At 65.6% G+C, this 24,701-nt stretch carries 2 protein-coding genes; both read left to right on the forward strand.

Translation table 11 applies throughout. The features are described 5' to 3' along the window. Positions 1-150: 150 nt before the first annotated feature. Positions 151-13,056, forward strand: a complete 12,906-nt coding sequence (locus AB5I78_RS12305; protein WP_369303236.1) for an amino acid adenylation domain-containing protein — start codon at positions 151-153, stop codon at positions 13,054-13,056. Beyond that, complete coding sequence (locus AB5I78_RS12310) at positions 13,053-24,377, forward strand: amino acid adenylation domain-containing protein (RefSeq protein ID WP_369303237.1); 11,325 nt, start codon at positions 13,053-13,055, stop codon at positions 24,375-24,377. The genes AB5I78_RS12305 and AB5I78_RS12310 overlap by 4 nt, the downstream gene beginning before the upstream one ends. Positions 24,378-24,701 lie beyond the last annotated feature (324 nt).

The following is a 24,701-nucleotide window of genomic DNA, read 5'->3' on the forward strand; positions in this document are numbered from 1 at the left end:
TCCCTTAATTTTCCAAGCCTGCCGGAAGCCTCTTCAGGCTTGCGGCTGCGCCTGCTTTTTACAGGTGCCCAGCACACAGCACACCCGATCCTAACGGCAGCTGAAAACGGACTTTCTCCTTCACCGTGACTTATCAGGCAGGTTACCCCCATGCAGTTCAGCGAATTATTGGCAGCGATTTCCACCCACGCGATCCGTTTGCAACTGGAAGAAGGCGACCTGATCATCCTGGGCGACGACGAAGCGCTGGATGATGCGCTGTGGGATCAACTGATCGCGCACAAGCCGCGCTTGCTGGAGTGGGTGGCCGAGCAGGGCGGCGACTGGCTGAGCCCGGCCTACCGCATTACCCCGGACATGCTGCCGCTGGTCAGCCTCGACCAGCCGGCCATCGACCGTATCGTCGCGGCCATCCCCGGCGGCGCGGCGAATGTGCAGGACATCTACCCGCTGGCGCCGCTGCAGGAAGGCATGCTTTACCATCACCTTTCGGCGCAGCAGGGCGACCCTTACGTGCTGCACGCGCAGTTTGTGTTCGACAGCCGCGCACGCCTGGACGCCTTTGCGCAAGCGTTGCAATGGGTCATTGACCGTCACGATATCCTGCGCACCTCCATGGCGTGGGAGCGCCTCGGCGAGCCGCTGCAAGTGGTATGGCGCAAGGCAAACCTGGTCTGCGAACAAGCGCACTTCAATGGCGGCGATGCCCTGGCCCAACTGCTCGCGCGCTACGACGCACGCACCTACCGCATGGACCTTGGCCAGGCGCCGCTGTTGCGCCTGGTGTTTGCCGACGACCCGGCCAACAGTCGGGTGGTGGCGATGCTGCTGTTCCACCACACCATCCTCGACCACACCGCCCTTGATGTGGTGCGCCATGAAATCCAGTTGTACCTGGCCGGCGAGCAAGCCCAGGCGGGTGCGCCGGTCGCGTTTCGCGGCTACATCGCCCAGGTGCGCCACGGCGTCAGCGAGCAGGCGCACGAGGCGTTCTTCCGCGACATGCTGGCCGATATCGATGAGCCGACCTTGCCCTTCGGCTTGCAGGATGTGCAAGGCGACGGGCAGGGCATCGACGAGGCACGCATCGCCGTGGACAGCGCCCTCAGCCGGCGCCTGCGCAGCCTGGCGCGACCATTGGGCGTGAGCGTGGCGAGCATGATGCACCTGGCATTGGCGCGTGTATTGGGCGTGGTGTCCGGTCGTGACGCGGTGGTGTTCGGCACGGTAATGCTTGGCCGTATGGGCGCAGGCGAGGGCGGTGAACGGGCCCTGGGCATGTTCATCAATACCTTGCCGTTACGCGTGGATGTGGGCGAGCAGGGCGTGCGCGCCGGGGTCAAGGCCACCCACGCGCGTCTGACGGCTTTGCTCAACCACGAACATGCGTCCCTGGCCCTGGCTCAGCGTTGCAGTGGTGTGGCCGCGCCGACGCCGCTGTTCAGCGCCATGCTCAATTACCGTCACAGCGCCGCTACCGATATGGCCGCCGTCATCGACGTGGCCGAAGGCATCCAGGTGCTCGGCGCCGAGGAGCGCACCAACTACCCGTTGACCGTCAACGTGGATGACCTGGGCGAAGACTTTGCACTGACGGTGATGGTCGATGCCGCCATCGGCGCACAACGTGTCGCGGCTTACCTGCACACCGCGCTGCACAGCCTGGCCGATGCGTTGGAGCAGCGACCGGATCAGCCGCTCAGCGGCCTGAACATCCTGCCTGACACCGAACGCCACCACCTGTTGCACCGCCTCAATCAAAGCCCCGCGCACTACGCCGACACCGCCCTGATCCATCAGCAAGTCGAAACCCATGCCGCCGCCCGGCCCGAAGCCATCGCCGTGCGCTTCGACACGCAGCGCCTGACCTACCGCCAACTCAATGAACGCGCCAACCAGGTCGCCCACCGTCTGCTTGCGCAGGGTGTGCGCCCGGATGACCGCGTGGCGATCTGCGTTGAACGTGGCCCCGAGATGATCATCGGTCTGTTGGGCATCCTCAAGGCCGGCGCCGGTTATGTGCCGATTGACCCGGCTTACCCGCTGGAACGCATCGCCTACACCCTGGCTGACAGCGAACCGCTGGCCGTGCTGGTGCAAGCCAACACCCGCCACCTGGTGGGCGAGCTGGCGCAGATCGACCTCAACAGCCTGCGCGGCGAATCCATCGTCAACCCGCGCATCGCTCTCAGCCCGGCGAGCCTGGCCTACGTGATCTACACCTCAGGCTCCACCGGCCTGCCCAAAGGCGTGATGATCGAACATCGCCAGGTCGCACGGCTGTTCACCGCCACTGACCACTGGTTCGGTTTCAACCGCAATGATGTATGGGCGCTGTTCCATTCCTTTGCGTTCGACTTCTCGGTGTGGGAAATCTGGGGCGCGCTGATGCACGGCGGCCAATTGCTGATTGTGCCGCAACTGGTCAGCCGTTCGCCGGATGAGTGCTACGCGCTGATCTGCGACGCGGGCGTGAGCATTCTCAACCAGACGCCCAGCGCGTTCCGTCAGTTGATTGCGGCCCAAGGCGCCCAGTCGCACTCCTTGCGTCAGGTCATTTTCGGCGGCGAAGCCCTTGAGCCGGGCATGCTCAAGCCGTGGTACGCCCGCGCCATCAACGCCGGTACGCAACTGGTCAACATGTACGGCATCACCGAAACCACCGTGCACGTGACCTATCGCGCGCTGGAGGCCGCGGACGCGCAGTTGGTCGGCGTCAGCCCGATTGGCGTGCGCATTCCCGACCTGCAGCTGTACGTGCTGGATGAGCGTCGCGAGCCGTTGCCGTTTGGTGTGGTCGGCGAGCTGTACATCGGCGGCGCCGGGGTGGCGCGGGGTTACCTCAACCGTGACGCGCTCAATGCAGAGCGCTTCCTGGCCGACCCGGCCACCGGCCTGCGCATGTACAAGACCGGTGACCTCGGCCGCCTGCTGGCCGACGGCAGTGTCGAGTACCTGGGCCGCAACGACGACCAGGTGAAGATCCGTGGTTTCCGTATCGAGCTGGGCGAAATCCAGGCGCGCCTGGCCACCGCCGACGGCGTGCGTGATGCGGTGGTGATTGCCCGTGAAGACGCACCGGGCGACAAACGCCTGGTGGCCTACGTGATCGCCGAGCGTGAACTGGGTGCTGCCCAGCTGCGTGATCACTTGCTGCTCAGCCTGGCCGAGTACATGGTGCCCAGCGCGTTCGTACTGCTGGATCAATTCCCGCTGACCACCAACGGCAAACTTGACCGCAAGGCCTTGCCCGCCCCGGACGCCGACGCGCTGGCGCGGCGTGACTATGCCGCCCCGCAAGGTGCGGTTGAAGTCGCCATCGCCAGTATCTGGCAGCAGTTGTTGAAGCTCGACAAGGTCGGCCGCGACGATAATTTCTTTGAACTCGGCGGCCACTCGCTGCTGGCGGTCAAGCTGATCGAACGCATGCGCCAGGTGGATTTGAGCTGTGATGTGCGCGTGCTGTTCGGCCAACCCACGTTGGCCGCACTGGCCGCGGCAGTGGGCGGGCAGCGGGAAGTGCAGGTGCCGGCCAACCTGATCGTCGACCCCTGCGCGCGCATCACGCCAGACATGCTGCCTCTGGTGGCCCTGGACCAGGCCGCTATCGACCACATCCTCGAAAGCGTGCCCGGCGGCATTGCCAACGTGCAGGACATCTACGGTCTGGCGCCGTTGCAGGCCGGCATTCTTTACCACCACCTGGCAACCACCGAGGGCGACCCCTACGTGTTGCAGGTGCAGTTGCGCTTTGCCGACCAGGCGGCGGTGGATGCGTTTATCCAGGCGCTGCACAGCGTGATTGAACGCAACGACATCCTGCGCACCGGGATTGTCTGGGAAGGCCTGGATGAACCGGTGCAGGTGGTGCTGCGCCAGGCGCCCTTGGCGGTTGAGCGCATTGACGCGCACGGCCTTGATGCACTCGCGCAACTGCAGCAACGCTTCGATCCACGCCATTATCGCCTCGACCTGTCGCGTGCTTCACTGATGCACTTTGGCTACGCCGAGCAGCAGGGCGGTTACGTCGGCATTCTGCTGCTGCACCACATCCTGCTCGACCACACGGCCTTGCAAGTGCTGGTCGAAGAAATGAGCGCCAGCCTTGCCGGCACCAGCGCGCAGCTGCCGGACGCGGTGCAGTACCGCAACTACGTGGCCCAGGCGCGCTTGGGCGTGACGCAGGCGCAACACGAAGCCTTCTTCACCAACATGCTGGGCGATATCGACGAGCCGACGCTCGCGTTCGGTTTGCAGGATGTGAATGGCGACGGCAGCGGCATCGTCGATGCGCACGTGCCACTGGAGCCGGCGCTCAGTCACGGCCTGCGCGAACAGGCGCGGCAACTGGGCGTGAGCACCGCCAGCCTGGTGCACCTGGCCTGGGCCCAGGTGTTGGCCCAAGTCTCCGGCCAGCAGGACGTGGTGTTCGGTACCGTGTTGCTGGGCCGTATGCAGGGCGGTGAGGGCGCCGACCGTGCGCTGGGGATGTTCATCAATACCTTGCCGCTGCGCGTCAGCCTTGGCGCCGTCAGCGTGCAAGCCGGCGTGCGCGCCACCCACGCGCGCCTGGCGCAGTTGCTTGGGCATGAGCATGCCTCGCTGTCGCTGGCACAGCGTTGCAGCGGCGTACCGGGTTCACTGCCGCTGTTCAGCACGCTGCTCAATTACCGCCACAGCGCGCCGGGTGAAGCCCCGGGAGACAGCCCGTTTGCGGCGTCCGGGATCGAGATTCTCAGTTCGCAAGAGCGCAGCAACTATCCGCTGGTGCTGAACGTCGATGACCTGGGCAGCGGGTTTTCCCTGACCGTGCAGGGCGTGAACAGCCTGGATGTACAGCGCGTGGGCGCCTACATGCTCACCGCGTTGAGCCATCTGGTGACCGCGCTGCAACAAGCGCCGACCACGCCCTTGCAGGCCGTGTCGATCCTGCCGGCTGCCGAACGCCACCAACTGTTGGTGGCTTTCAACGCCACCGCGCGTGACTACCCGTCGCAGCTCACGGTGCACCAACTGTTCGAAGCTCAGGCGCTGGCCCGTCCCGACGCTGTGGCGGCGGTGCAGGGCGCGCTGTCGTTGAGTTATCGCGACCTCAATCGCCGTGCCAACCGCTTGGCCCATCACCTGATCAGCCAGGGCGTGCAGCCGGGCGAAAGCGTGGCGATCGCACTGCCGCGCTCGCTGGATTTACTCGTGTGCCAACTGGCGATCCTCAAGTGCGCAGCGGTGTATGTGCCGCTGGACGTCAATGCGCCGGTCGAGCGCCAGGCCTTCATGGTGCAGGACAGCGGTGCGCACCGCGTGCTCAATACCCTGGCCGACCTGAACCTGGACGCGCAGTCGCCGCGCAACCCCGACCTGGCCCAGTCGGCGAAAAGCGTGGCGTACATCATGTACACCTCCGGCTCCACCGGGGCACCCAAAGGCGTGCAAGTGCCGCACCGCGCGATCTCGCGCCTGGTGCTGAACAACGGCTATGCCGATTTCAATGAGCGCGACCGCGTGGCGTTCGCCTCCAACCCGGCCTTCGATGCCAGCACCCTCGACGTGTGGGCGCCGTTGCTCAACGGCGGTTGTGTGGTGGTGGTCGAGCATGCGGTGCTGCTGTCCCAGGCGGCGTTTGCCTCGCTGTTGCAGGAGCAAGCCGTCAGCGTGTTGTGGATGACCGCAGGCCTGTTCCATCAATACGCCGATGCGTTGCTGCCGGTGTTCCGCCAACTGCGCTACCTGATCGTCGGCGGCGATGTGCTCGACCCGCAGGTGATCAGCCGTGTGCTCCAGCACGGCAAACCCCAGCATCTGCTCAATGGCTATGGCCCGACCGAGGCCACCACGTTCTCCACCACCTTTGAAATCACCGCGCCGGCTGCGGGCAGTGTCCCGATTGGCCGCCCCATCGCAAATGCCCAGGCCTACGTGCTCGACGCACGCCAGCAACCGCTGCCGCTGGGCGTGGTTGGCGAGCTGTATATCGGCGGCGCCGGGGTGGCCAACGGGTATTTGAACCAGCCGCAATTGACGGCGGAAAAATTCATCCCCAACCCCTTCGGCGAAGGCCTGCTGTACCGCACCGGCGACCTGGCCAGCTGGCAGGCCGACGCTACCTTGCTGTACCAGGGGCGTAACGACCTGCAAGTCAAGATCCGCGGTTTTCGTATCGAGCCGGGTGAAATCGAAACCTGCCTGGCCGCGTTCCCCGGCGTAAAAGACGCGGTGGTGCTGGCCCGCGAAGACGAGCCGGGCGACAAGCGCCTGGTGGCGTATTACACCGCCCAGGCACCCTTGGACATCCAGGCACTGCGCGCTCATCTGCAAGGCCGGTTGCCGGACTACATGGTGCCGTCGGCCTACGTGTGGCTGGCACTGTTGCCACTGACCGCCAACGGCAAGCTCGACCGCAAGGGCTTGCCCGTACCGGATCAAAGCGCGCTGCTCAGCCGCGGTTACGAGGCGCCGGAGGGCGAGGTGGAAACCTTGCTGGCGCAGATCTGGCAGGACGTGCTCAAGCTCGAGCGTGTCGGCCGGCATGACCATTTCTTCGAGTTGGGCGGGCATTCGTTGCTGGCCGTGAGCCTGATTGAGCGCATGCGCCAGGTGGGCCTGAGCGCGGATGTGCGTGTGCTGTTCAGCCAGCCAAGCCTGGCGGCGCTGGCAGCGGCAGTCGGCAGCGGGCGTGAGATCGAGGTGCCGGCCAATGGCATTCCAGCCGGCTGCACCCGGATAACGCCGTCGATGCTGACCCTGGTGCAACTCGACCAGGCAGCGATCGAGCGCATCGTCGCCACGGTGCCGGGTGGCGCGGCCAATGTGCAGGATATCTACCCGCTCGCGCCGCTGCAGGAAGGCATTCTTTATCACCATATCAGCGCCGAGCAGGGCGACCCGTACCTGCTGCAGTCGCGCATGGCGTTTGACCGCCTTGAGCGTTTGCACGCCTTCATGGGCGCGCTGCAACAGGTCGCGGCCCGTCACGACATCCTGCGCACCGGCGTGGTCTGGGAAGGTCTGGACAGCCCGGTGCAAGTGGTCTGGCGCGAGGCCCGCCTGGTGGTGCAAGAGGTTGTTCTGGACCCGGCTGACGGCGGCGTCATCGAGCAACTGCACGAACGTTTCGATGCCCGCCACTATCGCCTGGACATCACCCAGGCGCCGCTGCTGCGCATGGTCTATGCCCAGGACCCGGCGAATAATCGGGTCGCGGCGATCCTGTTGTTCCATCACCTGGCGCTCGACCATACCGCCATGGAAGTGGTCGGCCAGGAGATGCGTGCGTTCCTGTTCAACCAGGCCGAGGCACTGCCCGACGCTGCACCGTTTCGCAACTACGTGGCCCAGGCGCGCCTTGGTGTCAGCGTGGCGGAGCACGAGCACTTTTTCCGCGACATGCTCGCCGATGTCGATGAGCCGACCTTGCCCTTTGGCGTGCAGGACGTGCAGGGCGACGGCCGCGCTATCGAAGAGGCCGAACAGCCGCTGGACGCCGCGTTGGCAATGCGGGTGCGTGAACAGGCGCGGGTGCTGGGGGTGAGTGCGGCCAGCCTGATGCACCTGGCGTGGGCGCAAGTGCTGGGGCTGGTGTCCGGGCGTGATGAGGTGGTGTTCGGCACGGTGCTGATGGGGCGCATGCAGGCGGGTGAGGGCGCTGACCGTGCGTTGGGCATGTTTATCAACACCTTGCCGCTGCGCGTCGATGTAGCGTCCGCTGCTGCTGCGGCCGTCAAGGCCACGCATACCCGCTTGAGCGCGCTGCTGGGGCACGAGCATGCGTCGCTGGCCCTCGCCCAGCGTTGCAGCGGCGTACCGACGGCCGTGCCGTTGTTCAGCGCCTTGCTCAATTACCGTCACAGCAGCCCCGGCGAAATGGCCCGCGATGGTCATGGCATCTGGGAAGGCGTGCAACTGCTGGGCGGTGAGGAGCGCAGCAATTACCCGCTGACCCTCAGCGTCGATGACTTCGGCACAGGCTTTGGCCTGAGCGTGCTGGCACTGCCGCAGATCGGCGCCCAGCGCCTGTGTGGCTACATGCACCGCGCCGTGGAGCAGTTGGTCGTGGCGTTGGAAAGCGCGGTGAGCACCCCGCTTAATCAATTGCCAGTGCTGCCGCCGGCAGAGTGCGAAACCCTGCTACGCGAATTCAACGCGACGGCCGCGGACTTCCCGACCGGGCACACCGTGCACGGCGCCTTCGAAGCCCAGGTCGAACGTCAGCCCCACGCGATTGCCGTGCAGCAGGACGGCGAAGTCCTGACCTATCAGCAGCTCAATCAGCGCGCCAACCAGGTGGCCCATCACCTGTTGACACTCGGCGTGCAGCCGGACGACCGCGTCGCGATCTGCTGTCGCCGTGGCCCGCACATGCTGGTCGGGCTGCTGGGCATTCTCAAGGCCGGCGCCGGCTACGTGCCTGTCGACCCGGCTTACCCCGCCGAACGTATCGCCTACCTGCTGCAGGACAGCACGCCGGTAGCGGTCTTGGCCGAGGCAAGCACCCGTGACCTGCTGGGTACGCACGCCACTGTCGACCTGTTCGACGAGTGCTTGCGGCACCACGCCGTCAGCAACCCGCAACTGGTCGGCCTGACCCCGGCGCACCTGGCGTACGTGATCTACACCTCCGGCTCCACCGGCCAGCCCAAAGGCGTGATGGTGGAACACCGCACCGTGGAAAACCTGGTGCACTGGCATTGCGAGGCCTTTGGCCTGGACGCGCGCAGCCACACCAGCAGCGTCGCCGGGTTTGGCTTTGACGCGATGGCCTGGGAGGTCTGGCCGGCACTCTGTGCAGGCGCGACCTTGCACGTGCCGCCCGCGAAGGTCGGCAATGAAAACATTGACGAATTGCTCGCCTGGTGGCTGGAGCAGCCACTGGACGTCAGCTTCCTGCCCACGCCAGTGGCCGAGTACGCCTTCAGCCAGAACCTGCACCACCCGACCTTGCGCATTCTGTTAATCGGCGGTGATCGCCTGCGCCAGTTCACCCAGGAGCGGCGCTTTGCGGTAATCAACAATTACGGGCCTACCGAGGCCACGGTGGTCGCCACCTCCGGCCGTGTGCGCGCCGGGCAGGCGTTGCATATCGGCCGGCCCATCGCCAATGCCAGCGTGTACGTGCTCGACGCACAGTTGCGCCCGGTGCCGGTGGGTGTCGCCGGTGAGCTGTATGTGGGCGGCCGTGGCGTGGCGCGGGGGTATTTGAACCGCCCGCAGATGAGCGCCGAACGTTTCCTGCAGGACCCGTTCAACCCTGGGCGGATGTACCGCACCGGTGACCTGGCGCGTTGGCTGCCCGACGGCAATATCGAGTACCTGGGCCGTAACGACGACCAGGTCAAAGTGCGCGGTGTGCGCGTCGAACTCGGTGAAATCGAAAGCCGCCTGGCCGCGCTGGACGGTATCGCTGAGGCCGTGGTGCTGGTGCGCGAGGGGCGTCTGGTGGCCTGGTTTATCGAAAAATATCCGCTGGCGATTGAAACCTTGCGTGCGCAACTGCAGCAACAGCTGCCCGACGCGCTGGTGCCAGCAGCCTACGTCAGGCTCGACACGCTGCCGCTGACCGCCAACGGCAAGCTGGACCGCAAGGCCTTGCCGCAACCCGATCAAGCCGCGTTGCTGAGCCGCGACTACGCAGCGCCGGAAGGCGCGGTGGAAACCACCCTGGCGCGGATCTGGGCTGAGGTGTTGCAGGTGGAGCAAGTCGGCCGGCATGACCACTTCTTCGAACTGGGCGGTCATTCGTTGTTGGCGGTCAGCCTGATCGAACGCATGCGTCAGGTCGGCCTCAGCGCTGACGTGCGGGTGCTGTTCAGCCAGCCCACCCTCGCGGCGTTGGCCACCGCCGTGGGCAGTGGCCGCGAAGTGCAGGTGCCGGCCAACCGCATCGCCGCCGACTGCCAGCGCATCACCCCGGACATGTTGCCGTTGGTGGAGCTCGACCCGTCAACTCTCGACGACGTCGTCAGCCGTGTACCCGGCGGCGCTGCCAATGTGCAGGATATTTACCCGCTGGCGCCGTTGCAGGAAGGCATTCTTTACCACCACATCACTGCCGAGCAGGGCGACCCGTACTTGCTGCAGTCGCACTTGGCGTTCGACAGCATTGAGCGCCTGAATGCCTTCGCTCAGGCGCTGCAACAGGTCATCGATCGCCATGACATCCTGCGCACCGGCGTGGTCTGGGAAGGCCTGGCGCAACCGCTGCAAGTGGTGTGGCGCAAGGCTGAACTGCCGCGTGAAGAGCTGCACCTGCGAGGCGATGTACTGGCTGGCCTGCATGAGCGTTTCGATGCGCGACGCTATCGCCTGACGCTCAGCCACGCGCCGTTGATCAGCCTCAAGTACGCCCGGGACCCGGCCAACCAGCGGGTAGTGGTGGTGTTGCTCTACCACCATATCGCCCTCGACCACACCGCATTCGACGTGGTGCTGCGCGAAATGCAGGGCCACTTGCTCGGCCACGCAGCGCCAACAGCGGCGCCGATGCCTTACCGCAACTACGTGGCCCAGGCGCGTCTGGGCGTAAGCGAGCAGGAACATGAAGCGTTCTTTCGCCAGATGCTCGGGGATGTCGATGAACCGACCTTGCCGTTCGGTTTGCAGGATGTGCGCGGCGACGGCAACGCGATCGAAGTACACCGCTTGCGCCTGGACAGTGACCTCAACCGCCGGCTGCGCGCCCAGGCGCGCTTGCTGGGCGTGAGCACGGCGAGCCTGTTCCACCTGGCGTGGGGCCAAGTGCTGGCGGCCACCTCGGGTCGCCACAGCGTGGTGTTCGGCACGGTGCTGGTGGGTCGCATGCAAGGCGGCGAGGGCGCCGACCGCGCGCTGGGGGTGTTCATCAATACCTTGCCGCTGCGCCTGGACATCGACGCACAAGGTGCGCGCGCTGCGGTGCGAGCCACCCATGCACGGCTTACCGCGCTGCTGGGGCACGAACACGCGTCGCTGGCGCTGGCCCAGCGCTGCAGCGGCGTGGCGGCCCCGGCGCCGTTGTTCAGCTCGATGCTCAACTACCGCCATCGCGGCGCCGCCACGCGCTCGGCCGAGGCGCAGCAGGCCTGGGAAGGCATGCAGACGCTGGTCAACGACGGGCGCACCAACTACCCGCTGACCTTGAACGTGGATGACCTGGGCGATGGTTATGACGTCACCGCCCTGGCGCAAATCGACGCGCAACGCGTGTGCGGTTACATGCAGACCGCTTTGTCAGGGCTGGTTGAAGCCCTCGAGCAGGCGCCGCATCAGCCGCTCAATCGCCTGCCGATTATGGGCAGTGAGGAACGGCAAAAGCTGCTGGTGGAATTCAACGCCACCGACGTCAACTACGACCTCGACCAAACCCTGCACGGCCTGTTCGAAGCCCAGGTCGAGCGCACGCCGCAGGCCGTGGCGGTCAAGTCCGGCGATCAGTACCTGACCTACAGCGCGCTGAACGAACGCGCCAACCGCCTGGCCCATCACCTGCGTGAACTCGGTGTGCAGCCGGATTCGCGTGTAGGCATCTGCGTGGAGCGTGGCCTGGACATGGTCATCGGCCTGTTTGCGATCCTCAAGGCCGGCGGCGGTTATGTGCCGCTGGACCCGGCCTATCCTCGCGAGCGCCTGGCCTACATGCTGCAAGACAGCGCGCCGGTGGTGGTGCTTGCGCAAGGCGCCACCCGCGCGTTGCTGGGTGAGGTGCCGGTGGTCAACCTGGACCACGCCACCTGGCAGCACCAGCCCGCTGGCAACCCCCACGTGCCAGGCCTTACCGCCCGGCACCAGGCCTATGTGATCTACACGTCCGGCTCCACCGGCCAGCCCAAAGGCGTGATCAACGAGCACGCCGCGGTGGTCAACCGCCTGCTGTGGATGCAGGACGCGTACGGTCTCACGGCCAGTGATAGCGTGCTGCAGAAAACCCCGTTCAGCTTCGACGTGTCGGTGTGGGAGTTCTTCTGGCCGCTGTTTACCGGCGCACGCCTGGTCATGGCGCGCCCAGGTGGCCATAAAGAGCCTGAGTACCTGTGCGAAGTGATCGAGGCCGAACAGATCACCACACTGCACTTTGTGCCCTCGATGCTTGACGTGTTCCTGGCCCACGGTGATGTCAGCCAGGCGGCCGGGCTGGTGCGCGTAATGTGCAGCGGCGAAGCCTTGCCGGGCAGCCTGGTGCGGCGCTTCAAGCAGCAACTGCCGGGTATCGGCCTGTACAACCTGTACGGCCCCACCGAAGCGGCCGTGGACGTGACCGCCTGGAACTGCGCGCGTCCCGAGGTGCCGGACAACACGCCGATCGGCAAACCGATTGCCAACACGCGCATGTACCTGCTGGATACGCAATTGCAGCCGGTGCCATTGGGCGTGGTCGGCGAGCTGTTTATCGGCGGCGTGCAAGTGGCGCGTGGCTACTTGAATCGCCCGGAGCTGACTGCCGAACGCTTCCTCAAGGACCCCTTCACCCATGGGCGCCTGTACCGCACCGGCGACGTTGGCCGCTACTTGCCCGACGGCAATATCGAGTACCTGGGCCGCAACGATGACCAGGTGAAAATCCGCGGCCTGCGCATTGAGCTGGGGGAAATCCAGGCGCGACTGCTCGAACATGTGCAGGTCAACGAGGCTGCGGTGGTGGCCCGCGAGGACCGGTTGGTCGCTTATTACACCGGCGTACCTACCGACATCGAGCAGCTGCGCGCGCACCTGCTGCAGCACCTGCCGGACTTCATGGTGCCGGCGCTGTTCATGCACCTTGACGCGCTGCCGCTGAGCCCCAACGGCAAGCTCGACCGCAAGGCCTTGCCTGCGCCGGGCATGGACGCGCTGATCGTGCGCGAGTACGCGGCGCCGCAGGGTGATACCGAGATCCTCCTGGCCAGGCTGTGGGCCGAGCTGCTCAACGTCGAGCGGGTCGGGCGCCATGACAACTTCTTTGAACTGGGCGGGCACTCGCTGCTCGCCGTGAGCTTGATCGGACGCCTGCGCCAGGAAGGCCTGGAAGCCGATGTGCGGGCGTTGTTCGAACAGCCGACGCTGGCCGGCTACGCCGCCATAACCGAACGAATGGAGATCGTCCTGTGAGCATTTCTGAGCTGTTGGCGACGCTGAAAACCAAGGATGTGCAACTGGCGCTCAAGGGCGAGCAGTTGTCGGTGCAGGGCAATAAACAGGCGCTGAGCGACCCGGCGATTCTTGCCGCGTTGCGCGAGCACAAGCCGGCGTTGATCGAGTTGATCAAGGCCGGCGAGTATTCGCCGACCAAGGCCGGTGAAGTGACGGTGCCGGCCAATGGCATCCCGGCGGGCGCCGAGCGCATTACCCCGGCCATGCTGACCCTGTCGAGCCTGAGCCAGGACGAGATCGACCGCATCGTCGCCACCGTCGATGGCGGCGTGGCGAATATCCAGGATATCTACCCGCTGGCGCCGTTGCAGGAAGGCATTCTGTTCCATCACGTCAGCGCCGAGCAGGGCGACCCGTACGTGATGCAGTCGCAGTTTGCGTTCGACAGCCTGGCGCGTTTTGAGGCCTTCGCCCACGCCCTGCAAAGCGTGATGAACCGCCACGATATCCTGCGCACCGGCGTGGTCTGGGACGGGTTGCAGGAACCGTCGCAGGTGGTCTGGCGCCAGGCGCAATTGCCGGTGCAGGTGTTGGAACTGGACCCGGCTGACGGCGATATCGCCGCGCAGCTGCACGCGTTGTTCGATGCCCGCCACTATCGCCTCGACGTGACCCAGGCGCCGTTGCTGCGCCTGGTGCGTGCCGAAGATCCGGCCAATCAGCGCATCGTCGCGACCTTGCTGTTTCACCACATGGCCCTCGACCACAGCGCCCTGGAAGTGGTGTGCCATGAAATGCAGGCGTGCCTGCTGGGGCAGGGCGCAGCGCTGGGCCAGGCGGTGCCGTTTCGCAACTATGTGGCGCAGGCGCGGCTGGGGATCAGCGAGCAGGAGCACGAAAGTTTCTTCCGCCAGATGCTCGGCGACATTAGCGAGCCGACCTTGCCATTTGGCCTGCAAGACGTGCAAGGCGATGCCCGCGGGATTGCCGAAGTCAGCCTGCCATTGGCGCCGGAGCTGGGCCAGCGCTTGCGTGCGCAGGCCCGGCAACTGGGCGTGAGCGCCGCCAGCCTGTTCCACATGGGCTGGGCGCAGGTGCTGGGTGTGCTGGCCGGTAAAGAGCACGTGGTGTTCGGCACCGTATTGATGGGCCGCATGCAGGGCAGCCATGACACCGATCGGGCACTGGGCATTTTCATCAACACGCTGCCGTTTCGCGTGGACGTGGGCGCCGAAGACGTGCGCGCCGGGGTCAAGGCCACCCACGCGCGGCTGACCACCTTGCTGCGCCACGAACACGCCGCGTTGGCCCTGGCCCAGCGCTGCAGCGGTGTGGTCGCGCCGACGCCGCTGTTCAGCGCGTTGCTCAACTACCGCCACAGTGCCCCGGCCGCCAGCGCTGCCGCCGTGTCGGCCTGGCAAGGTATCGCGGCGCTCAGCGCCGAAGAACGCACCAACTACCCGCTGACCTTGAGCGTGGATGACCTCGGCGAAGGCTTTGCCCTGAGCTTGCTCGCCAGCACCCAGGTGGACCCGCAGCGCGTCTGCGCCTACCTGCAAACCGCGCTGGAAAACCTCGTGACTGCGCTGGAGCAGGCGCCACAGACACCGCTCAATCAGGTCTCGGTCGTGCCCGCCGCCGAGCGACAACAACTGCTCGAGCAGTTCAACGCGACCCACGCCGACTTCCCTCAAGGCACCACGCTGCACGGGCGTATCGAAGCTCAGGCGGCCTGCACGCCCGAGGCCATCGCCGCCGTGCAGCAAGGCCGCCAACTGACCTACGCCGAACTGAACCAGCAAGCCAACCTGTTGGCCCATCACCTGCTGGCGCTGGGGGTCAAGCCCGACGACCGCGTGGCCATCGTCGCCCGCCGTGGCCTGGATACCCTGGCCGGGTTGCTGGCGATCCTCAAGGCCGGCGCCTGCTATGTACCGGTGGACCCGTCCCACCCGGCCGAGCGCCTCAACTATTTGCTCACCGACAGCGCGCCGGTGGCGGTGCTGACGCAACAGGCGCTGCTGGACCGACTGCCCGCGCTGCAAGTGCCGGTGATCAACCTGGACCGCTTCACCCGGCAGCATCATTCGGCGAACAACCCCACGGTCGATGTCACGCCCGCTAACCTCGCCTATGTGATCTACACCTCCGGTTCCACTGGCTTGCCCAAAGGCGTGATGGTCGAACACCACACCGTGGCCAACCTGGTGGACTGGCATTGCCGCGCCTTTGACCTGTGTGCCGGGCGCCACACCGCCAGTGTCGCCGGTTTCGGCTTTGATGCGATGGCCTGGGAAGTGTGGCCGGCGCTGTGTGTCGGCGCGACCCTGCACCTGCCGCCGGCCAATGACGGCACCGAAGACATCGACGCCTTGCTCGCGTGGTGGCGCGCGCAGCCGTTGGACGTGTGCTTTTTGCCCACGCCGGTGGCCGAGTACGCCTTCAGCCAACAGATCGAACACCCGACCTTGCGCACCTTGCTGATCGGCGGTGATCGCTTGCGCCAGTTCGCGCGGGCCCAGCGTTTTGAGTTGATCAATAACTACGGGCCCACCGAGGCCACGGTGGTCGCCACGTCCGGCAAGGTGGAGGCGGGCCGGCCACTGCATATCGGCAAGCCTGTTGCGAATGCCACGGTGTACTTGCTCGATGAGCAGCAACGGCCGGTGCCGCTGGGGGTTGCCGGTGAGCTGTATGTGGGCGGCAAAGGCGTGGCGCGCGGTTACCTCAACCGTCCGGAGCTGACGGCCGAGCGCTTCGTGCAAGACCCATTCAACGCCGGGCGCATGTACCGCACCGGCGACCTGGCGCGCTGGCTGCCGGACGGCAATATCGAGTACCTGGGGCGTAACGACGACCAGGTGAAGATCCGTGGCGTGCGCATCGAGCTGGGCGAGATCGAAACCCAACTCAACCAATTGCCGGGCATTCAGGAAGCGGTGGTGCTGGTCCGTGAGGACCGGCTGGTGGCGTACTTCACCGAAAACCCGCCGTTCGCTCCGCTGGCCGTTGGCGATATCCGTGCCCACCTGGTGGCGCATCTGCCGGACTACATGGTCCCGGTTGCCTACGTGAAGCTTGAGGCATTGCCGCTCACCGCCAACGGCAAACTCGACCGCAAGGCCTTGCCCGCGCCAGACATGGCTGCGGTGTTTACCCGCGAGTACGAGGCGCCCCAGGGCGAGATCGAAAGCGTGCTGGCGCAGATCTGGGCCGATGTACTGCACGTGGCGCGCGTCGGGCGTCGCGACCATTTCTTTGAATTGGGCGGGCACTCGCTGCTGGCAATGCGCATGGTGTCCCAGGTGCGGCAGCGTCTGGGTGTCGAGCTGATCCTCGGCGACCTGTTTGCCAATGCCGAGCTGGCTGCGGTCGCCGAAGTCCTGGCCCAATCGGGGCGCAGCACCTTGCCGGATATTCTCCCGGCCAGCCGCGATGAACCCGTGCCACTGTCCTTCGCCCAGCAGCGCCTGTGGTTCCTGGCACTGATGGAAGGCGCCAACACCGCCTATAACATCCCCATTGGCCTGCGTCTGCGTGGGCAATTGCATGTCGAGGCGCTGCAACGGGCGCTGGCGCGGATTGTGGCGCGCCACGAAACCCTGCGCAGCCGCTTTGCCCAGCACGGCGACGACGCCCAGGTGCTGATTGTGCCGGCCGAAGACGTGCTGCCGCTGCAAGTGCAGGACCTGCGCCGCCACCCGCAACCCCAGCAGGCGCTGGATGCGTTGATCCATGGCGAAGCCTCGGCGCCTTTCGACCTGGAGCGCGGTCCGCTGCTGCGCGGGCGGCTGGTGGTGATGGCCGACGATCACCATGTGCTGTTGCTGACCTTGCACCACATCGTCTCCGACGGTTGGTCGATGGGCGTGCTGACCCGCGAGCTGATGGCGCTGTACCAAGCCTTCAGCCACGGCCTGCCCGACCCGTTGCCGCCGCTGGCGATCCAGTACGGTGACTTCGCCGTGTGGCAACGCCTGTGGCTGAGCGGCGAGGTGCTGCAGCGCCAGAGCAGCTATTGGCAACAGGCGCTGGCGGGCGCGCCGGCCTTGCTCACGTTGCCCACCGACCGCCCGCGCCCGGCGCAGCAGGATTACGCCGGCAGCAGCGTCGAAGTGCGCCTGGATGAACGCCTCACCGCCGGGCTCAAGGCCTTGAGCCAACGCCATGGCACCACGCTGTACATGACCTTGATGAGTGCCTGGGCCTCGTTGCTGGCGCGGTTGTCCGGGCAACACGACCTGGTGATCGGCTCGCCGGTGGCCAACCGCACGCGCAGCGAGGTAGAAGGGCTGATCGGCCTGTTCGTCAACACGCTGGCAGTGCGCATCGACACCTCCGGCGAGTTGAGCACCGAGGCGCTGCTGGCGCGGGTCAAGGCGCTGACGCTGGAAGCCCAGGCCCATCAGGACCTGCCGTTCGAACAGGTGGTGGAAATCACTCGGCCGCCGCGCAGCCTGGCCCACAGCCCGTTGTTCCAAACCCTGTTGACGTGGCAGGACAGCAGCGCACCGACCCTCGCATTGGGCGACCTGGCCCTGGAAGGCATCGTCGAAAACAGCCACTTTGCCAAATTCGACCTGTCGCTGAACCTTGGCGAAGTGCAGGGCAGCATTCTTGGCGCGCTGGAATATGCCGTGGCGCTGTTTGATGAGTCGACCGTGCAGCGTTACGTCGGCTACTTCAAGCGCGTGTTGCAGGCGATGGTCGAGAACGACCAGGCGGTGCTTGAGCATGCATCGCTGGTCGATGACCGTGAGCGTCAGCAGCTGCTGTTTGAGTTCAACGCCACCGAGGTCAATTACAACCTCGACCAGACCCTGCACGGGATGTTCGAGGCGCAGGTCAAGCGCACCCCGGACGCGATTGCGGTCAAGGCCGGCGAACGGCAGCTGACCTATGCCGAGTTGAATGGGCAGGCCAATCAGTTGGCCCATCACTTGCTGGCGCTGGGTGTGCAGCCGGATTCGCGGGTGGCTATTTGCGTGGAGCGCAGCCTGGACATGGTCGTGGGCCTGTACGCCATCCTCAAGGCGGGCGCCGCGTATGTGCCGCTGGACCCGGCCTACCCGCTGGAGCGTATTGCCTACATGCTGCAGGACAGTGAGCCGGCAGTGGTGTTGGCTCAAGGCTCCACGCGCGAGTTGCTGGGCGCGGTGCCGGTGGTCGATCTGGACCACCCTTGCTGGCAGCATCAGCCGCTGGATAACCCGACTGCAGTGGGCGTGACGGCGTATGTGATCTACACCTCCGGGTCCACCGGCCAGCCCAAGGGCGTGATCAACGAACACGCCGGGGTGGTCAACCGCCTGCTGTGGATGCAGGACGAATATGGCCTCGAGGCGCAGGACTCGGTGCTGCAGAAAACCCCGTTCAGCTTCGACGTGTCGGTGTGGGAATTCTTCTGGCCGCTGTTGACGGGCGCGCGGTTGGTGATGGCGCGCCCTGGCGGGCATAAAGAGCCCGAGTACCTGTGCGATGTGATCGAGGCTGAGCAGATCACCACGCTGCACTTTGTGCCGTCGATGCTGGACGTATTCCTGGCCCATGGCGATGTGCGCCAGGCGGCCGGGCTGGTGCGTGTGATGTGCAGCGGCGAAGCCCTGCCGGGCAGCCTGGTGCGGCGCTTCAAGCAGCAGTTGCCGAACAGTGAATTGCACAACCTCTATGGCCCGACTGAAGCGGCGGTGGACGTCACGGCATGGAATTGCGCGGGCGCGGTGACGCCGGACAACACGCCAATCGGCAAGCCCATTGCCAATACGCGCATGTACCTGCTCGACAGCCAGTTGCAGCCGGTGCCGTTGGGGGTGGTTGGCGAGTTGTTTATCGGCGGCGTGCAAGTGGCGCGCGGTTATCTGAATCGGCCTGAGCTGACGGCCGAGCGTTTCCTGAATGATCCATTCACCCGCGGGCGCATGTACCGCACCGGTGACGTCGGGCGCTACTTGCCGGACGGTAATATCGAATATTTGGGCCGCAATGATGACCAGGTGAAGATCCGCGGTTTACGCATCGAACTGGGCGAGATCCAGGCCCGCCTGACCGAGTATCCGTCGATCAATGAAGCGGCCGTTATCGCCCGCGAGCAACGCCTGGTGGCTTACTACACCGGCGCGCACTGCGAAATCGACGTGCTGCGTAGCCATCTGCTGCACCACTTGCCGGAGTTTATGGTGCCGGCGATTTTCGTCCATCTCGACGCCTTGCCACTGAGCCCCAACGGCAAGCTCGACCGCAAAGCCTTGCCGGCGCCAGGCCTGGATTCGGTGGTGGTGCGCGAGTACGAGGCGCCCCAGGGTGATACCGAAATTGCCCTGGCCAGCCTGTGGGCCGAGCTGCTCAACGTGGAGCGTGTGGGCCGTCACGACAACTTCTTCGAGTTGGGCGGGCACTCGTTGCTGGCCGTGAGCCTGATGGGGCGCATGCGCCGCCTTGGGTTGTCGGCGGATGTGAAGGTGCTGTTTGCCCAGCCGACCTTGTCGGCGTTGGCGGCGGCGCTGGGCAGCGGGCGTGAAGTGGCGGTGCCGGCCAATGGCATCGCACCCGGCTGCACGCACATCACCCCGGACATGCTGCCCCTGATCCAGCTGGATCAGCCGGCTATCGAGCGCATTGTCGCCCGCATCCCCGGCGGGGCGGCCAATGTGCAGGACATCTACCCGCTGGCGCCGTTGCAGGCCGGCATTCTCTATCACCATCGCGCCGTACTCGAGGGCGATGCGTACCTGCTGCAGGCGCAGTTTGCGTTCGATAGCAGGGCGCGCTTGCAAGCCTTTGCCCAGGCGTTGCAGGCGGTGATCCAGCGGCATGATGTGCTGCGTTCCTCTTTCCATTGGGATGGCCTTCATGAGCCGGTGCAGGTGGTTTGGCGTGAAGCCTCGTTAAGCGTCGAAACAGGGCCGTTGCCGTCGCGCCTCGACCTGGCTCAAGCGCCGCTGATGCGCCTGGTTTACGTGCAGGAACCGCAACGCGTGGTGGCGACCTTGCTGTTTCATCACCTGGTGATGGACCACATCGCGCTGGACATCCTGCAGCACGAAATGCAGGCGTTTCTGTTGGGTCGCGACGCGGCGTTGGGCGCTGCAGTGCCGTACCGCAATTACGTGGCCCAGACCCGTTTGGCGGTTAACGATCACGAGGCGTTTTTCCGCGACATGCTCGGTGAGATCGACGAGCCCACCGAGGTCGAAAACCTGGGTGTCGATGAACAAGCGCAGCTGACCATCGACCCTCAGTTGAGCCAGCGCCTGCGCACCCAGGCCCGTCAAGCGGGCGTGAGCGCCGCCAGCCTGATGCACCTGGCCTGGGCCCATGTGCTGGGCAAGGTCAGCGGCCGCGAGCGTGTGGTGTTCGGTACCGTAATGCTTGGCCGTCTGCAGGGCGGCGAAGGCGCCGAGCGCGCCATGGGCGTGTTCATCAACACCTTGCCGCTGAGGGTCGATCTGGGTGAGCAGTCGGTACGTACGGCGTTGCGTGCGACTCATGCACGCCTGACCCAACTGCTCGGCCATGAGCACGCGCCGCTGGCGCTGGCCCAGCGTTGCAGCGCCGTGCCGGTGGCGACGCCGCTGTTCAGCGTGCTGTTCAACTACCGCCACAGCGCGGCGCAAACCGGCGGCGTGGCGCAGGCCTGGCAGGGTATCGAGTTGCTCAAGGCCGAGGAACACACCAATTACGGGCTGTCGGTGAGTGTCGATGACCTCGGCGACGGGTTCAGCGTGCACGCCATGGGGCCGGGTGCCCGACGTTTGTGTGGCTACCTGCACCATGCACTTGAACACGTGGCGCATGCGCTGGAGCACAACCGTGAAATCGCCATCAGCCGCCTGCCCATACTGCCCAGCGCCGAAGTCCAACAGCTGGCGGGCTTCAACGCCACCGCGCGCGCATTCCCCCGCGAGCACACGGTGCAGCGCCTGTTCGAAGCCCAGGCGCAGGCGCGGCCTGACGCGGTGGCGGCGTTGCATGGCGAGCAGGCAGTGAGCTACGGCCAATTGAACACCCGCGCCAATCGCCTGGCCCATCACCTGTTGAGCCTGGGCGTGCGTCCCGCCGACAACGTGGCGATCCTGCTGCCGCGCTCGCTCGATCTGCTGGTCAGCCAACTGGCGGTTCTCAAATGCGCGGCGGCCTATGTGCCGCTGGATATCCACGCGCCCGCCGAGCGCCAGGGCTTTATGCTGCAGGACAGCGGCGCGAGCTGGCTGTTGACCCGCAGCGACGCGTCCATCGATTACGCCGCCCGGCGTCTGGACCTGGACACCCTGACCCTTGACCCGCAACCGAGCCACAACCCGGACCTGTCACAAACCTCGGACAGTGTGGCGTACATCATGTACACCTCCGGCTCCACCGGTACGCCCAAGGGCGTGTTGGTGCCGCATCGCGGTATCACGCGGCTGGTGCTCAACAACGGCTACGCCGACTTCAATGCGGCCGACCGCATTGCCTTCGCCTCCAACCCGGCGTTCGACGCCAGCACCATGGACGTGTGGGGCGCGTTGCTCAACGGTGGGCAGGTACAGGTGATCGACCACGCGACCTTGCTCGACCCGGCCGCGTTCGGCAGTGCGCTGCACGGCGCGACTGTGCTGTTCGTCACCACGGCGCTGTTCAACCAGTACGTGCAGCTGATTCCGCGCGCGCTGGCCGGCTTGCGCATGTTGCTCTGCGGCGGCGAGCGCGCCGACCCGGCGGCGTTCCGCAGCCTGTTGGCGCAGGCGCCAGGGCTGCGTTTGGTGCATTGCTACGGGCCGACGGAAACCACCACCTATGCCACCACCTATGAAGTGCAGGCGATTGCCGATGACGCCGACAGCGTGCCCGTCGGCCGGCCGATTTCCAACACGCACATTCACGTGCTGGATGCCTGGTTGCAGCCGGTGCCGGTGGGGGTGACCGGTGAGATCTGCATCGGCGGTGATGGCGTGGCCAAGGGTTATTTGAACCGCCCTGAGCTGACCGCTGAAAAGTTTGTCGACGATCCCTTCAACGCCGGTGCCCTGATGTACCGCACCGGTGACCTTGGTCGCTGGACCCAGGAGGGTTTGCTGGAGTGCATCGGACGCAATGACGACCAGGTGAAAATCCGTGGTTTTCGCATTGAGCTGGGCGAGATCGAAGCGCGCCTGGCGAGCTTTGCGGGTATTCAGGACGTGGTGCTGCTGGCGCGTGAGGACGTGCCGGGTGACAAGCGCCTGGCGGCTTACTTCACCTGGGCTGCCGAACCTGTCGACCTCGACAGCGTGCGGGCGCACCTGCAAGGCCAGCTGCCGGACTACATGCTGCCATCGGCCTATGTACCGCTGGCGCATTTGCCGCTGACGGCCAATGGCAAGATCGACCGCAAAGCCTTGCCAGTTCCGGCGCTGGACGCGTTGAATCGCCGTGATTTCGAAGCGCCTGGCGATGCATTGGAACAGCAACTGGCCAACCTGTGGGCCGAAGTCTTGAAGCTGGAGCAGGTTGGGCGCCATGACAGCTTCTTCGAGCTGGGCGGGCATTCGCTGCTGGCAATCCGGCTGGTCAACCTGATGGAAGAGGCCGGGTTGCAGGTGTCCCTGGCCGAGCTGTTCCAGCATGCCAGCGTGGCTGGCGTTGCGGCGATGCTGCAGCAGCGCACGCAGGCGCCGGCGCGCGAGACGTCGGTGATTACCGTGCGCAGCAGCGGCTCGCAGCCGCCGCTGTTTCTGCTGCATGAGTTCAGTGGCATGGACGTGTACTTCCCGGCGCTGGGCCAGCACCTGCCCGGCGACTATCCCATTTATGGCCTGCCGGGCGCAGCGCTTGGCGAAGTGCATCTGAACACCATGGAAGGCCTGGCCGCGCGCCTGGTCGGGTTGATTCGGCGCATCCAGCCTCACGGGCCATACCGGCTCGCGGGCTGGTCGTTTGGCGGCGTGCTGGCCTACGAAGTGGCGATGCAATTACTCGGGCTGGATGAGGCGGTGGCCTTTCTCGGTTTGATCGACAGCTACGTGCCGCGCATGACCGATCAGGGCAAGGCGCGCTGGAGCGGGCCGGATGCGCTCAAACGGCATTTGCTGTTGCAGTGCACGGCGTATTGGAAAGCACAGGGAGGTGTGGATGAGCTGGCGAGCCTTGAATACTTGGAGGCGGGCATTGGACAGCTGGACTTTGCGGGTCTGCTGCAACGCTGTCGCGATCAAGGTTTGCTATACGCGCAAATGGCAGCGGCTGCGGACGCGGACCTCTTGAGTTTTATCGAGCGGGAGGTCGGGCATGGGCATGCGCTGGCGCATTACAGCCTGTTCCCGTTGCCGGTCGCGGTGCATTTGTTCAGCGCGCAAGAGCGGCCCACCGAGTTGTCGCGGCGCAGTGTTTCACTGGGGTGGGAGGACGCGTTGGCGCCTGGGCAGTTGCGCCGGGTGCAGGTGCCGGGTGATCACCAGAGCATGATGCAGGCGCCGCATATTCAGGCGCTGGGGCGGGCGATGAGCGAGGCGCTGGCCGTGTGTTCGCCGGTGGCGCAAGTGGCGCACCAACCGCTGCTGCGCATTCAGAGCGGGCGGGCAGGGTATGCGCCGGTGTTCTGCGTGCCGGGTGCGGGCGATAGCGTCACCGGCTATGTGGGGTTGGGCGAGGCGCTGGGGCGTGACTGGCCGCTGTTCGGCTTGCAGCCGCGTGGGCTGGATGGCCAGGCGGTGCCGCATAGCCAGGTCGAAGCGGCGGCGCAGTGTTATCTGGCGGCGCTTGCGCAGGAGTGCCCGCAAGGCCCGGTGCACCTGGTGGGGCACTCGTTTGGCGGCTGGATCGCGTTGGAGATGGCGCTGCGGTTGCAGGCGATGGGCCGTGAGGTGGCGTCGTTGACGGTGATTGACAGCGAAGCCCCGGGCGGCACCGGGCGGCCTTACACCACCACGGCGGCGTTGTTGCGGTTGATCGAGGCGATGCAACTGGCCGCCGGCAAGTCGCTGGGTATCGACCGCGCGGACTTTGCCGAGCGTGATGAAGTGGCGCAGCGCCAATGGCTGCATGCGGGCATGGTGGGCGTGGGGCTGTTGCCGGTGCGCTCTGTGGTGGATGCCATGGACGGGCCGGCGCGTACCTATGCAGCGGCGTTGCGCACGGTGTATCAGCCGCATCAGCGTTACAACGGCGTGGTGAGGTTGGTGTTGGCCGAGGACCCTTCGCTGGATGCGGCGGGCAATCAGCGCGAACAGAGCCTGATGATTGAGGGATGGCGACGGCAGGGCAGCGGGCTGGAGGTTTGGTATGGGCCGGGGAACCACTTTACGTTGCTCAAAGCGCCGAATGTTCAAGGGTTGGCACGGTGGTGGCGTGAGGGTGTGGCGATTGGGGAGGTGGTGTCGTGAGTGGCATACACCGAACTGAAGGTGGGAGCTGGCTTGCCTGCGATAGCGGTGCGGCAGTGTACCTATCCATTGCTGCGGTCACGGCCACTTATGGTTCCGCTCTTACAGCGGGTCACTTTTGTAAAGACACAAAAGTAACCAAAAGGTCTTCGCCCCACCACTCGGCACCTCGCTTAGGCTCGGTGTGCCCTCATGCAGGCTTTGGAGCGTGGGCCGCCGTGATGGGCCATCCTTGGCCCAACGCGGCTAACCCGGCGTCCTGCCGGGTTACCCACGCTCCAAAGCCTGCGTTCGGCCAGCGTGGTTTAACGGGGCGCCTCAGAG

The sequence above is a fragment of the Pseudomonas sp. N2-3-1-14 genome, from assembly GCF_041228395.1.
In the GTDB taxonomy this organism is placed as follows: domain Bacteria; phylum Pseudomonadota; class Gammaproteobacteria; order Pseudomonadales; family Pseudomonadaceae; genus Aquipseudomonas.

Excerpts from the sequence above, each read along its gene's own strand:
- AB5I78_RS12305 (WP_369303236.1), top strand. The coding sequence starts at position 151 with ATGCAGTTCAGCGAATTATTGGCAGCGATTTCCACCCACGCGATCCGT.